The 13,268-nt window shown below is 40.9% G+C and carries 11 protein-coding genes; 5 read left to right on the plus strand and 6 right to left on the minus strand.

From position 1 onward, the window contains the following. The first annotated feature begins 20 nt into the window (after positions 1 to 20). Both glp and AB6T38_RS14505 read left to right on the plus strand, forming a co-directional pair. Positions 21 to 1,247: a gephyrin-like molybdotransferase Glp gene (glp, locus tag AB6T38_RS14500; RefSeq protein ID WP_372547982.1), complete on the plus strand. Its 1,227-nt coding sequence runs from the start codon at positions 21 to 23 to the stop codon at positions 1,245 to 1,247. Further along, the gene (locus AB6T38_RS14505; RefSeq protein WP_372547983.1) at positions 1,244 to 2,611 is read left to right on the plus strand and encodes an MATE family efflux transporter; all 1,368 of its coding nucleotides are present in this window, start codon (positions 1,244 to 1,246) and stop codon (positions 2,609 to 2,611) included. The genes glp and AB6T38_RS14505 overlap by 4 nt, the downstream gene beginning before the upstream one ends. 122 nt (positions 2,612 to 2,733) lie before the next feature. Here the strand turns inward: AB6T38_RS14505 and AB6T38_RS14510 are convergent, their stop codons facing one another. The 5 genes from AB6T38_RS14510 to zwf are packed head-to-tail and all read right to left on the minus strand — an operon-like array spanning position 2,734 to position 8,367. Then, positions 2,734 to 3,387 (minus strand): bifunctional 4-hydroxy-2-oxoglutarate aldolase/2-dehydro-3-deoxy-phosphogluconate aldolase, encoded by a 654-nt coding sequence (locus AB6T38_RS14510; RefSeq protein WP_342804482.1) that lies wholly within the window; start codon positions 3,385 to 3,387, stop codon positions 2,734 to 2,736. Positions 3,388 to 3,392: 5 nt separating this feature from the next. Then, positions 3,393 to 4,346, minus strand: coding sequence for a glucokinase (locus tag AB6T38_RS14515; RefSeq protein ID WP_372547984.1), 954 nt, complete (start codon positions 4,344 to 4,346; stop codon positions 3,393 to 3,395). Then, entirely contained in the window at positions 4,336 to 6,171 is a 1,836-nt protein-coding gene (gene edd, locus AB6T38_RS14520) for a phosphogluconate dehydratase (RefSeq protein WP_372547985.1), read from the minus strand. Before edd ends, AB6T38_RS14515 begins: the two co-directional genes overlap by 11 nt. Before the next feature lie 8 nt (positions 6,172 to 6,179). Then, positions 6,180 to 6,872 carry a 6-phosphogluconolactonase gene (gene pgl / locus AB6T38_RS14525; protein WP_372547986.1) on the minus strand — a complete coding sequence of 231 codons (693 nt, stop codon included), beginning with the start codon at positions 6,870 to 6,872 and terminating at the stop codon, positions 6,180 to 6,182. A gap of 1 nt (position 6,873) precedes the next feature. Further along, positions 6,874 to 8,367 (minus strand): glucose-6-phosphate dehydrogenase, encoded by a 1,494-nt coding sequence (gene zwf / locus AB6T38_RS14530; RefSeq protein ID WP_348489424.1) that lies wholly within the window; start codon positions 8,365 to 8,367, stop codon positions 6,874 to 6,876. Between the two features lie 287 nt (positions 8,368 to 8,654). On the opposite strand from zwf, the gene AB6T38_RS14535 reads away from it, so the two are divergent. The 3 genes from AB6T38_RS14535 to AB6T38_RS14545 all read left to right on the plus strand — a co-directional run bounded on the left by AB6T38_RS14535 (position 8,655) and on the right by AB6T38_RS14545 (position 12,541). Continuing rightward, positions 8,655 to 9,506 (plus strand): MurR/RpiR family transcriptional regulator, encoded by an 852-nt coding sequence (locus AB6T38_RS14535; protein ID WP_372547987.1) that lies wholly within the window; start codon positions 8,655 to 8,657, stop codon positions 9,504 to 9,506. A 199-nt stretch (positions 9,507 to 9,705) separates the two neighbouring features. Continuing rightward, positions 9,706 to 11,142, plus strand: coding sequence for a pyruvate kinase (gene pyk, locus AB6T38_RS14540; protein ID WP_348489425.1), 1,437 nt, complete (start codon positions 9,706 to 9,708; stop codon positions 11,140 to 11,142). Positions 11,143 to 11,368: 226 nt separating this feature from the next. Further along, the gene (locus AB6T38_RS14545) at positions 11,369 to 12,541 is read left to right on the plus strand and encodes a trans-acting enoyl reductase family protein (RefSeq protein WP_372547988.1); all 1,173 of its coding nucleotides are present in this window, start codon (positions 11,369 to 11,371) and stop codon (positions 12,539 to 12,541) included. Between the two features lie 116 nt (positions 12,542 to 12,657). On the opposite strand, the gene AB6T38_RS14550 is transcribed toward AB6T38_RS14545, so the two are convergent. Further along, positions 12,658 to 13,209 (minus strand): NAD(P)H nitroreductase, encoded by a 552-nt coding sequence (locus tag AB6T38_RS14550; RefSeq protein WP_372547989.1) that lies wholly within the window; start codon positions 13,207 to 13,209, stop codon positions 12,658 to 12,660. Positions 13,210 to 13,268: the final 59 nt, after the last annotated feature.

Genomic DNA, 13,268 nt, shown 5'->3' on the forward strand with positions numbered 1-13,268 from the left:
TTTTCTTAGTGTTAATTTGAATGAAAAATCGTGACTCTAGCAAACCGACTTTAATGCCAATTGATAACGCACTTTCTGAAATGCTTCAGCAATGCGATGCTTTACTTGAGCGCGAATCAATTTCGGTGCTTGATGCATTGGACCGAATTACCGCTGAAGCTATTTTTGCGAAACTACAAGTGCCTCCTAAAAATAATTCAGCGATGGATGGGTTTGCATTTCACGTTAACCAAGAACTGCCTGCTGACACAAAACTAATAATTCAAGGACAAGCTCTGGCCGGAAATCCGTTTAATGAAGAAGTAAAAGCAGGACATTGCGTCAGAATAACCACAGGCGCGATCCTTCCCCCCGGCACGAATACGGTTATGATGCAGGAAAACGTGCAAATCAACGAAAATAACATTGTGTTGAATCAAGCATCGAAAGCGGGTAACAGTGTTCGTTTGGCCGGTGAAGATATCCAATTAGGCCAGCAAGTTATTGCCGCTGGAGAAAAGCTAACGCCAGCCCACATGGCATTGTTAGCCTCAATTGGCGAGCCCACAGTATGGGTAATTCGTCGCCCCAAAGTGGCTATAGTTGTCACTGGAGATGAGCTAGTTCCGCCGGGAAAAAAATTAGAAAATGGTCAAATATATGAAAGTAACCGATTTGCGCTGCAAGGCTTATTACAGCAACTAAATGTTGAAATTCAACATTACGGCATAGTGGAAGATGCTCCTAAAAAAATCGTAGATGTTCTTTTAGATGCAAGCGAAAATGCAGATCTCATATTATCCTGTGGGGGTGTATCCGTTGGAGATGCCGATTACGTAAAACAGGTATTAGCCAAAATTGGGCAGATTAATTTTTGGAAAGTGGCCATTAAGCCCGGAAAACCTTTTGCTTTTGGAACCATTAATAACGCTATCTTTTGCGGATTACCCGGTAACCCTGTCTCTTCTTATGTCACTTTCCAGAAATTAGTGACACCGCTACTGCATAAACTAATGGGTCGTTCCCCCCTTGAAGTGCACACCATTAACGCAACATGCGCTGAACCTATTTATAAACGAGCTGGGCGGGCTGATTTTCAAAGAGGCATAGCTTATCAGGACGAATACGGTGAATACTGGGTCAAACCTAACGGTAGCCAAGGTTCAGGGATCATGTCGTCTATTGCCAATGCAAATTGTTATATCCTCCTTGAAAAAGAACAAACCAACCTGCCAAAAGGTGCAAAAACTAAGATTGAATTATTTTGACTAATTTAAAAATTGAATTAAAACAACTCGTAAGTCTTACCTGGCCACTTCTTATCGCGCAAATTACGCAAACACTGATGGGCGTATCAGACACTATTATGGCAGGACGCTACTCAGCAACGGACATGGCGGCGGTAGCCATAGGATTTAGTATTACCATACCCATTTTGTGCTTTGTACAAGGCCTAGCCATGGCTATTCCGCCAATAGTGGCTAAATTGCACGGTGCGGGGAAAACAGAAAAAGCGGCCTTTAAAGTTCATCAAGCTACTTTTTTGATTATTCCAGTATCACTTTGTATCACTCTCAGTGTGTTTTATCTTGAGTATTGGTTTTCTTTCATGGATATAGAAGACAACTTACGCAATATCACTGTTGAATACATGAAATATATCGTTATATCCGCCCCTGCCTTTGCTGGATATCAAATATTACGCAACTATTGTGAAGGATTGTCGTTCACTAAACCGACGATGATCATCATGGGGTTAGGTTTAATTATCAATATTCCAGCCAACTATATATTTATATACGGTAAATTTGGTATGCCAGCTATGGGTGGCGTGGGATGTGGCTTGGCCACAAGTTTAGTGTTTTTTACTATGTTTGTTGGCACAGCTTGCTATATTCACTTTTCCAAACGCATCAATAGCAATTTATTTCACGGCTGGTCTAAACCTAATATCCAACAGATTTACAGTACCTTAAAATTGGGCCTTCCCATAGCACTGACCTTACTTTTTGAAGTGACGCTTTTTGGTGTAGTTGCCTTACTTTTATCGCCCCTTGGGCCACTAACGGTAGCTTCTCATCAAATTGCACTTAATTTTTCAGCCACAATGTTTATGTTCCCATTAAGTTTAGGCATGGCCACCACCATACGTGTAGGTCATTTTTGGGGTAAACAGGATCAAGTAGGTGCCGCATTGGCTACAAAAACAGCCATTTTATTAGGGCTTTTTATTGCCTGTTTCACCGCATTGTTAACGATTGTCGCTAAAGAACAAATATCAATGCTCTACACTGAAAATAGACAGGTAATTGAGTTGGCCATGAATTTAATGACATTGGCAGCCATGTTTCAACTTTCCGATTCTGTACAAGCAATCTCAGCAGGTGCATTACGGGGATACAAAGATACAACTGCGATGTTCATTATTTGCTTTTTTGCATATTGGGGCGTGGGTTTGCCAACCGGAATAATTCTAGCGCTAACCGATTTTATTGTACCTGCTTTAGGTGCATCTGGATTCTGGATCGGTTTTATTTGCGGGTTAACAAGTGCCGCTATTATGTTGGGGTTCAGATTGAGTGTTATTCAAAAACGATTGAGATTACACCCTGAAATATTTGACAATGCTTAAGGTTTTTTAGACTAAACCGGTGACAATAGAGCTTTCAAAAAAAGGTTTAAACACATCTGTCTCACCAACAAAAAAAGCTTGTAATAAATACAAGCTTTTTTCATTTCTGTGGCTAAAAAACACTACTTAGAAAGTGTTTTAGCACCTTCAACCGCCGCTTTAGCAAGCTCAGTGATACGATCCCAATCACCCGCTTCAACCGCATCGTCTGGCACCAACCAAGAACCGCCAGCACACTGAACGTTTGGCAAAGCCAAGTAATCTAAATAATTATTCGGACCGATTCCACCTGTTGGACAAAACGTGATATCAGGGAAAGGACCGCCAATAGATTTCAGCGCTTTTATACCACCTGAAGCTTCTGCAGGGAAAAACTTAAAGTGTGTGTAACCGATATCCAATCCAGTCATCAGCTCAGATATTGAAGCTATACCTGGGATTAGAGATATTGAACAACGTTTGCCTGCTTCCAATAAGCTGGTAGTCATCCCTGGGCTAATTGCAAAAATAGCGCCTGCTTCTTCAACTTGCTTTAACTGCGCTTCGTTAGTCACTGTACCAGCACCAATAATGGCTTCAGGAACTTCAGTGGCGATTTTTTTGATCACATCAAGAGCGATTTCAGTGCGTAATGTCACTTCAAGTACTTTAATGCCGCCTTTTATTAAAGCTTTTGCAACAGGTACTGCATGTTCAATATTTTTGATAACTAATACAGGTACGACTGGCCCCTGACTAAAAACTTCTTGCGAACTCATTTTCCAATTAAATGACATATTGCTTACTCCTTATGATTCTGTTGTAAATAGGCAGCTGCGCCCAGTAAACCATGATCAGGTTCTGTAATGATGTAGGTTGGAATGTTAGAGACATAATGTCTAAATCGTCCCTTGTCTTCAAAACGAGCACGAAACTTACTACTTTTAATAAAGTCAACAAAACGTGAAGCAATACCACCACCGATATATACGCCGCCATAGGTTGCTAAATTAAGCGCTAAGTTACCTGCAAAACTACCCATAATTTTGCAAAACTGCTGCAATGTTTCTACGCAGATTTCACATTCTTCAGATAGCGCTTTTTCAGTAATTTGGGCTGGATCAGCAAAAATAGCTGCTTGCTGATGTTTCTCTGCCAACCCTTCATAGATATGTACGATGCCACGGCCTGATAAAACCTCTTCAGCAGACACATGCCCTAATTTCTTTTTTAGATAATGCCAAATAGCGAATTCATTCTCGTCATTTGCGGCAAAATCAACATGTCCGCCTTCGCCATCTAGTGCTTTCCAACCTTTATCCGTAAAAGTGAGGTGTTCTACACCTAAACCCGTACCTGGTCCAAAAACAGCAATATTGGCATTCAATTTTGGCGCACCAGCGCCAATTTGAACTTTTTGATCATCCTTTAACACTGGCAATGAATGCGCCACAGAAGTGAAGTCATTAATAACCCCCAGCCAATCCAAAGATAAACCTTTGGTTAGCTGGTCAATGGAAAACTCCCATGTGTGATTGGTCATTTTTACCCAGTCACCAATTACAGGGCATGCAATGGCGATACAACCATAACTAAATTCAATTTCAGGAAATTCATTGAAGTAATACTTAATTGCATCTTCAATAGTTGGAAAATCAACACATAAGTACTTTCTAATATTCAGCAACTTATGGCCGTCAACTTGGCAAATACGAATATTTGTTCCACCGACATCAGCTACAAATTTAGAGGTCATGTTGATTACCTGAACCAGCGAACAAAGAACAAGCGCCTTGCTCTGCACCTGTTAATGAATTACGCATTGAGGCGAACATTTCGCGCCCCATACCCACTTGGTGTTTGTCAGTTTGAGCAACCTTGGTTTTGCGCTTAGCAAGCACTTCTGCATCAACCAATAAACTCATATCACCTGTTTCGGTGTTAAGTTCGATTAAGTCACCGCTTTCAACTTTGGCTAGCAATCCACCATGGTAGGCTTCTGGCGTCACGTGGATAGCTGCAGGCACTTTTCCTGAAGCACCAGACATACGACCGTCGGTAACTAATGCTACCTTAAAGCCTTTATCCTGCAGCACACCTAGTGGTGGTGTTAAACTATGTAATTCTGGCATACCAATGGCTGCTGGGCCCTGGAAGCGAACCACAACGATACAGTCTTTATCCAAATCACCCGCTTTAAATGCATCAGCTAATTCGAACTGATCTTCAAACACCACCGCGGGAGCTTTGATCTTACAATGGGGTTCACGTAGAGCGGATGTTTTCATTACTGCTCGGCCTAAATTGCCATGTAATACCGATAAACCACCATCGGGTTTAAAGGGCTTAGCAACCGATGAAATCACTTCCGTATCGAACGACTCAGCAGGACCATCTTGCCAAGTCAATTCACCATCTTTCAAGGTAGGTTCTTTAGTATATTGTTCTAACCCTTCACCGCAGATAGTTTTCACATCATTATGCAGTAAACCAGCACTAAGTAGTTCTTTGAACAGCACAGACATTCCGCCTGCAGCAGTAAAGTGATTAATATCAGCAGAACCGTTGGGGTAAATACGAGTTAACAAGGGCACAGCGTTAGAAATATCAGAAAAATCATCCCAGTTTATTTCATATCCAGCTGACCGCGCCACAGCAACTAAATGCATGGTGTGGTTAGTTGAACCACCAGTGGCTAACAATGCAACCAAACCATTCACCAACGCTTTAGCATCTACAATATGGCCAATAGGTGTGTAGTTATCCCCTAAATCAGTCAATCGAGTGACTTGACGGGCTGCAGCTTTAGTTAATTCATCCCGTAAATCAGTTCCTGGATTAACAAAAGAGGAACCAGGTAAATGTAGCCCCATCACTTCAACCACTAATTGGTTACTGTTTGCGGTACCGTAAAAGGTACAAGTACCTGCTGAGTGATAGCTTTTAGACTCAGATTCAAGTAACTCTTTGCGCCCTACTTTACCCTGGGCAAACATTTGGCGGACCCGCGCTTTTTCTTTATTGGGTAGACCTGACGGCATTGGACCAGCAGGAACAAAAACAGTAGGAAGGTGACCAAAACTCAATGAGCCCATTAATAACCCAGGGACAATTTTGTCACAAATCCCCAACATCAATGCACCGTCGAACATATTATGAGACAGTCCAACAGCAGTTGAAAGTGCAATTACGTCACGGCTCATCAGGCTTAAATCCATACCAGGATTACCTTGAGTAACACCGTCACACATTGCCGGAACTCCGCCAGCAAACTGCGCAACACTGCCAATATCACGAATCGCGTCTTTTAAAATTTGCGGATAAGCTTCATAAGGCTGGTGCGCCGAGAGCATGTCATTATATGACGATACAATAGCAATATTCGATTTTGTTAAGCTGGTTAAATCAGCCTTATCTTCAGTATTACAGGCAGCAAATCCATGGGCTAAGTTACCACAAGATAAAACACCACGATGTGGCCCTTGCAAGCGTGCGCTTTCAATTTTATCAAGATAATTTTGTCTGGATTGTCGACTTCTTTCGATAATCCGCTCGGTTACTTCTTGAATCACAGAATTCATATGTTTTCCTAAGCAGCCCAAATAAGTTTCACATCAGTATTATTAAAGACGGCTCGAATAGGCATTTCCAAGGCGTCATCACTTTGCTTTGCAATATCAATAATACGTTTTTTAGACTCACCCACTAAATGTAAAAAGATATTTTTACTGTTGAGAATACTCTTTAAGGTTAGTGACATTCTTTGATTTGGCGCGGTGGTGGGCGTAACTGCAATATAATCACTTTCTATATTGGTATTTAACCCTTGCTCTATTTGCTCAGAGCAAGGGAATAAAGAAGCGGTGTGACCATCTTCACCCATACCGAGAATAAGCACGTCAAAAGGCGTTTTTATTTTAACCAGATTTTCATTTAAAACAGACACGGCATTACGAGCATCCGTTTCGGAGGTTTTCAAACCATAAAAGGTTGCCGCAGCCGCTTTATTAATTAGTAGCTCACGTTTCACCATTGCTGCATTACTTGCTGGGTCACTTTCCTCTACCCAACGTTCGTCAACTAGAGTGATATCGACTTTCTCCCAATCTAACGCTTGGGTCGATAGTTGATTAAACAACTTAGCAGGCGTCCGTCCTCCAGAAACGGCTAAGCTTGCACGACCATTTTTGGCGATGCCTGCTTTTAAGATATCAGCTATTTGTACTGATAAATCTAGGTTCAATTGTTCGACAGAAGAAAACTTAGTTTCAATTAAAGCCATATTATTTTTTCTTCCCTATCCGCGATTCATACCAAGCACGATTATCTCGCGCTAAAAGCGCAATTGACGCCACAGGTCCCCAGGTTCCAGCTTGATAAGGTTCAGGCAAATCATTGTTTGCTCCCCAAGCTCGGAATATTCCATCAACCCAAGTCCAAGCTTGTTCCACTTCATCGCGGCGAACAAATAATGCTTGGTTACCAATCATTACTTCTAATAGAAGTTTTTCATAAGCATCAGCAATGCGGTCATCTTTAAACTCTTCGGAGAAACTTAGATTCAAACGAGACTTTTGTAGGTCCATCGAACCACTGCTAGTCAATCCTGGAACTTTATTCATTACGGTGATTTCTACACCCTCATCAGGTTGCAGACGGATAGTGAGTTTATTTGGTGGTAATTGAGCAAAACTTTCACCAAACAAATTATGAGGCTGTCGTTTAAAATAGATGACGACTTCACTGGTTTTACTTGGTAAACGTTTACCAGTACGCAAGTAAAAAGGTACCCCAGCCCAGCGCCAGTTATCTAAGTGAACTTTCAAGGAAACGAAGGTTTCTGTTTCAGATTTAGTATTCGCGCCTTCTTCATCTAAATAACCTGGTACTTCTTTACCCTTTACAAAGCCACCGACGTATTGACCACGCACAGTATCAGTTTGCACATTGGCTGCGGTGATAGGTCTCAGGGCTTTAAGTACTTTAAGCTTTTCGTCTCGAATACTGTCGGCATCTAATACCGCAGGAGGCTCCATTGCAATCAGAGTTAGAATTTGCAACAGATGGTTTTGTACCATGTCGCGCATTTGCCCTGCTTCGTCAAAATATCCCCAGCGTCCTTCGATACCAACAGATTCAGCCACTGAGATTTGAACATGATCAATACAATTATGATCCCAGTTGGTAGCAAAAATGGAGTTGGCAAAGCGCAAAGAAACAAGGTTTAACACCGTTTCTTTACCTAAGTAGTGGTCAATTCTATAAATTTGTTTTTCGTCGAAGAATTCAGCAACTTGATCATTGATGACTTTTGAAGACTGTAAGTCATGTCCAAGTGGCTTTTCAAGGACCACTCGTACACTTGAGTCGATAACACCAGCATTGTGTAGGCCTTTACAAATATCACCAAAAATAGAGGGGGGTGTTGCTAGGTAACACACCATAGTGCGCGAACTATCTATGTGTTTTTTAAAAGTTGGATAATTGTCGACGTCTTTCATATCGACACATACATATTCTAGTTTTTCTGAAAATCGCTCCCAAGTTTCTTCACAAATAGTTTCGCCACTAAATTCAACGATACTATTTTTTACATCTTCAACATATTCTTCATTACTAATATCTTGACGGGCCGCACCGATAATCATTGAATCGGCATGGACTAAATTCGCTTTTTCTAATTGATACAAAGCTGGCAATAATTTACGGCGGGCTAAATCGCCCTTTGTGCCAAAAAGGACAAAATCACATGGTTCGATAGAATTTTCTAATACCATTTTAATAACCTTTAAAGAAAAGAATGAACACTAATAAAATGTAATTACAAGACGTGAATTACGTATTATTATGACAATTGATCTAAAATTTAACATTATATGTTGTAATATTACAACACATTGAGTCTCTTGTTTAATTACAAATAATATGATTATTTTACCAAAGTTTATAAAAAATGCTGGCTAATTTGGTAAAAACTTACAACAATTACAGTAACAAAGCGGCTAATTGAGTGAAATTTGCCGTTTAAACCGTATTAATACAAAACAATAAGATTTATGCACTGATGAATATTCTTGAAAAAATAACACAAAATAAATCCGTTTTTAGCAAATCAGAAAGAAAAGTAGCGGATATAATTTTAGATAATCCGCAGACAGCAATACATTCAAGTATAGCTACCCTTGCTAAAATGTCAGATGTCAGTGAACCGACTGTGAACCGTTTCTGTCGTCGTTTAGATACTAAGGGTTTCCCAGATTTCAAACTGCATTTAGCGCAAAGTCTTGCTAACGGAACCCCCTATGTCAATAGACATGTGGAGGAAAACGATGGGCCCGACGAATATACCAAAAAAATATTCGAATCTACTATGGCATCTTTGGAAGTTGCTAGGCAATCAGTCGACATTAACACGGTGAACCGTGCTGTCGATTTGCTCACCCAAGCCCAAAAAATATCGTTTTTTGGATTAGGAGCAAGTGCTTCTGTTGCCCACGATGCTCTCAACAAGTTTTTTAGATTCAATGTGCCAGTAGTGTACTTTGAAGATATTCTGATGCAACGTATGAGTTGCATGAATAGCACCGAAGATGATGTGGTAGTTTTAATCTCTCACACAGGTAGAACGAAAAGCTTAGTTGAAATAGCCCATATCGCCAGAGCTAACGATGCAACTGTGGTGGGGATTACATCTAAAAATAGTCCTTTGGCAAAAGAATGTAACCTCGTTTTATCTTTAGAAGTGCCAGAAGACACAGATATGTATATGCCAATGGCATCTAGAATCGCGCAATTAATCCTTATCGATATCCTCGCCACAGGCTTCACTTTGCGCCGCGGTGGTAAGTTTAGAGAAAACCTAAAACGTGTAAAAGATACCCTTAGAGGTTCGAGATTTGAAAAAAGAGATGAATAGACGTTGTTGTGTGTCATTAAATATTCATTAACTTTTTGATTAAATTAATTCACTTTTACGTCACTTTGCACTACTATTTTGTAATAAAATTACAAAAATCTAAATTTATGGCGGAGTTGTTGGCCGAAACAAGAAAAATCGGCTTTTTATTCGTCAATTCAGGTTATTTTTTAACAAACAAAGTCGGACACTAAACTCTATGTTAAGACGTACTAAAATTCTTGCTACTCTTGGACCCGCAACTGATACTCCTGAGACCATTGAAGGCATAATCAAAGCAGGCGCAAACGTTGTGCGTATGAACTTTTCACACGGCACTGCAGAAGATCACATTAACCGTGCAAAAATTGTTAGAGATGTAGCTAAAAAGTTAGGAAAGTACATTGCAATTCTAGGTGATCTGCAAGGTCCCAAAATCCGAGTATCTCGATTCAAAGAAGGCCCAATTACCCTAAAGATTGGTGATGCTTTCATTCTTGACGCCGAAATGGGTAAAGAAGATGGCAATCAACAAGCTGTGGGTATCGATTATAAAGCCCTCCCCGACGATGTGCACACAGACGACTTATTGTTATTAGATGATGGCCGAATTCAATTATTGGTTGAAAGAGTAGAAGGCAGAAAGGTCTACACCAAAGTAACTGTGGGTGGAAAGCTTTCGAATAATAAAGGTATCAACCGTTTAGGTGGCGGACTATCAGCAGAAGCGTTAACAGAAAAAGATAAGCAAGATATTAAAACTGCAGCACAGATGGATGTAGATTATTTAGCGGTGTCGTTTCCAAGAAGCGGTGCCGATTTAGATTATGCTCGTAAACTTGCAGTAGAAGCAGGTTGCAGAGCACTAATTTGTGCCAAAGTTGAACGAGCTGAAACCGTAGCCAGTGATGAAGCCATTGATGATATCATTCAAGCTTCCGATGCAGTTATGGTGGCCCGTGGCGATTTAGGTGTTGAAATAGGCGATGCGGAATTAGTGGGAGTTCAAAAGAAACTGATTGCCCGTTCCAGACAAATGAACAAAGTCGTGATCACGGCAACGCAAATGATGGAATCGATGATCAGCAGCCCTATGCCAACTCGTGCAGAAGTTATGGACGTAGCCAACGCAGTGTTAGATGGCACGGATGCAGTGATGTTATCAGCAGAAACCGCTGCCGGTGATTTTCCAGTGGAAACCGTTGCTGCAATGGCACGAGTTTGTGAGGGAGCTGAAACTCACCCAAGCGTCAAAATCTCTAAACACCGAGTTGACGAAAAATTCGCATCAGTTAGCGAGACAGTGGCTTTATCTGCTGTTTATGCAGCCAATCACTTAGCCAGTATAAAAGCACTAATCGCATTAACTGAAAGTGGTAACACATCCAAAATTATGTCGCGTATCACTACTTCTCTGCCTATTTATGCCTTATCGAGACATGAGTCAACGTTAAATACTATGGCCTTGTTTAGAGGTGTAAAACAAGTTTATTTCGATTCTCGAGGCAGTGAGCCTGGAAAGTTGAAACAAGACGTTATTGATGTTTTAAAAAGCAAAGGAATCGTTGAAAGTGGCGATTGTTTTGTAATGACCTACGGTGATGAAATGGAAACCATAGGTTCTACCAACGCCTTTAAAATTGTAACTGTACCTTAACAGGCTAGTTATAGGAAAAGGCACTATTACAGTTTTTGTAATAGTGCCTTTTTTAATTCCGTCATAAGAAGATTTAACGCTGTTAAATACCCTCCCATAACTACCCCGCTAGCCAATAAACTATTTTTCATATCAATAGTCGCTAATAAATCATATCAACTCTTAATTTAGCGTTAATTTGTTTACTATCTTTATTCCTTTAATTAGAAAATGATTAGTAGATAGTATGATGTCGAAAACAACTTACGATGTGATTGTGTATGGCGCAACTGGCTTTACCGGCCAACTTGTAGCTGAATATCTAGCCAAAACCTATACAAATAAAGATGAGCTAAACTGGGCTATAGCAGGTAGAAACCTAGACAAGCTTGAGCAAATAAAATCGAACTTAAACCTGAGTGCTGAGGTTGAGTGCATAGTTGCAGACTCAGACGATTTAGATAGCCTTAAATCATTGGTTCAAAGCACTAAGGTTGTATTGACTACCGTTGGGCCATATCAATTATACGGAAACGATTTAGTGGCCTTGTGTGCTGAATCTGGTACTGATTATGTCGATCTTTGTGGTGAGCCCACTTGGATGCACGATATGATTGGCAAACATCAAGCTGCAGCTGAAAAAAGTGGCGCTAGAATCGTATTTTCATGTGGCTTCGATTCCATTCCATTCGATTTAGGCGTGTACTTCTTGCAACAAAAAGCGCAACAAGACTTTTCGCAAACCTTTAGTCGCGTTAAAGGGCGTGTTAGAGGTATGAAAGGCACATTTTCCGGCGGCACCAAAGCCAGTTTGCAAGCGACCATGGCAGCTGCGAAAAAAGATCAAGCAGTAATGCAGGTATTACTCAATCCATTTTCTTTGACACCAGGCTTCACTGGTCCTGAACAGCCTTTAGGCAACAAACCTATTTATGAAGATGAGTTCAATAGTTGGTCAGCACCTTTTATTATGGCAGCGATTAATACCCGCAACATTCATCGTTCAAACTTTTTATTATCCCATCAATACGGTGAGGATTTTGTTTACGACGAAATGATGTTTACCGGTCCTGGTGATAAAGGTAAGGCTATTGCAGACCATGTAGCAGCAGACAAGAGTATGGCCAGCGACGAAGGACCAAAACCTGGTGAAGGTCCAAGCAAAGAAGAACGGGAAGCTGGTTTTTTTGATGTTATTTTTTCTGCTCAGGAAGGTGATAGGCAACTAGCAGTTTCGGTGAAAGGTAGTATGGATCCCGGGTACGGAACAACGTCGAAAATGATTTCAGAGTCTGCGGTCTGTCTGGCTAAAGATGATCTAAGTGTAAAAGGCGGTATTTGGACAACCGCACCTGCTATGGGTGACAAGTTAATAGAACGACTAGTTGCCAAAGCGGGTATGACATTTACTGTTGAGTAAAATCATTTTCTAAGCTGAACTAATGGATAACGTAATATAAACGCCCCATAATTTGGGGCGTTGTTGTTTTTGGATACCTGTGTTTAACGGCTGCTTATCTGTAACTTGTGTTTCAATTAATTCCAGAATTCAAAATAGTCATTACTATTACGTTGAGGTGCTGGCATCGCTTCTGTTGTCGGCGTACCGAGATATAGAAAACCAACAATTTCATCTTTTTCTTCCAAGAAAAATGCACACTTCACATCTTCATTGTGTGCGTAAGAACCCGTTCGCCAAACGCCCCCGAAACCTTGCGCAACCGCAGCCATTTGCATACTGTGAACGGCACAAGAAGTTGAAGCAACTTGCTCAATCCAAGGCACTTTAGGGTGTTCTGAATACTTGGCTATCGCCACAATAACCATAGGTGCACGAAGGGGCATTTGCGGCGCTCGCTGAATTTGGTTTTCCTCTAAACCTTCATTGATAGCTGCTTCTTCAAAAATCTCACCTAATTTAATCAATCCCCTGCCCTGACACACCACAAATTTCCACGGTGTTAACCCCGCATGATCAGGTGCGCGCAATGCAGCTTGCATAATTGTTTTAAGCTGCTGCCCTTGAGGAGCTGGCCCCTTCAATCTTGGTTGAGATCGTCTGTTTAACAATAATTCAATCGCTTGCATATAAGCTCAATGGTAAAAACAAATTTGAAATATCAGTATGCAAATTTCGTAGTTTGACT

The organism is Aliiglaciecola sp. SL4 (assembly GCF_041538045.1).
Lineage (GTDB): Bacteria > Pseudomonadota > Gammaproteobacteria > Enterobacterales > Alteromonadaceae > Aliiglaciecola.

What these genes read in the sequence shown, in the direction of transcription:
- glp (WP_372547982.1), top strand. Translation starts at nt 21, where the DNA reads ATGAAAAATCGTGACTCTAGCAAACCGACTTTAATGCCAATTGATAAC.
- AB6T38_RS14510 (WP_342804482.1), bottom strand. Translation starts at nt 3,387, where the DNA reads ATGTCATTTAATTGGAAAATGAGTTCGCAAGAAGTTTTTAGTCAGGGG.
- AB6T38_RS14515 (WP_372547984.1), bottom strand. Translation starts at nt 4,346, where the DNA reads ATGACCTCTAAATTTGTAGCTGATGTCGGTGGAACAAATATTCGTATT.
- edd (WP_372547985.1), bottom strand. Translation starts at nt 6,171, where the DNA reads ATGAATTCTGTGATTCAAGAAGTAACCGAGCGGATTATCGAAAGAAGT.
- pgl (WP_372547986.1), bottom strand. Translation starts at nt 6,872, where the DNA reads ATGGCTTTAATTGAAACTAAGTTTTCTTCTGTCGAACAATTGAACCTA.
- zwf (WP_348489424.1), bottom strand. Translation starts at nt 8,367, where the DNA reads ATGGTATTAGAAAATTCTATCGAACCATGTGATTTTGTCCTTTTTGGC.
- AB6T38_RS14535 (WP_372547987.1), top strand. Translation starts at nt 8,655, where the DNA reads ATGAATATTCTTGAAAAAATAACACAAAATAAATCCGTTTTTAGCAAA.
- pyk (WP_348489425.1), top strand. Translation starts at nt 9,706, where the DNA reads ATGTTAAGACGTACTAAAATTCTTGCTACTCTTGGACCCGCAACTGAT.
- AB6T38_RS14545 (WP_372547988.1), top strand. Translation starts at nt 11,369, where the DNA reads ATGATGTCGAAAACAACTTACGATGTGATTGTGTATGGCGCAACTGGC.
- AB6T38_RS14550 (WP_372547989.1), bottom strand. Translation starts at nt 13,209, where the DNA reads ATGCAAGCGATTGAATTATTGTTAAACAGACGATCTCAACCAAGATTG.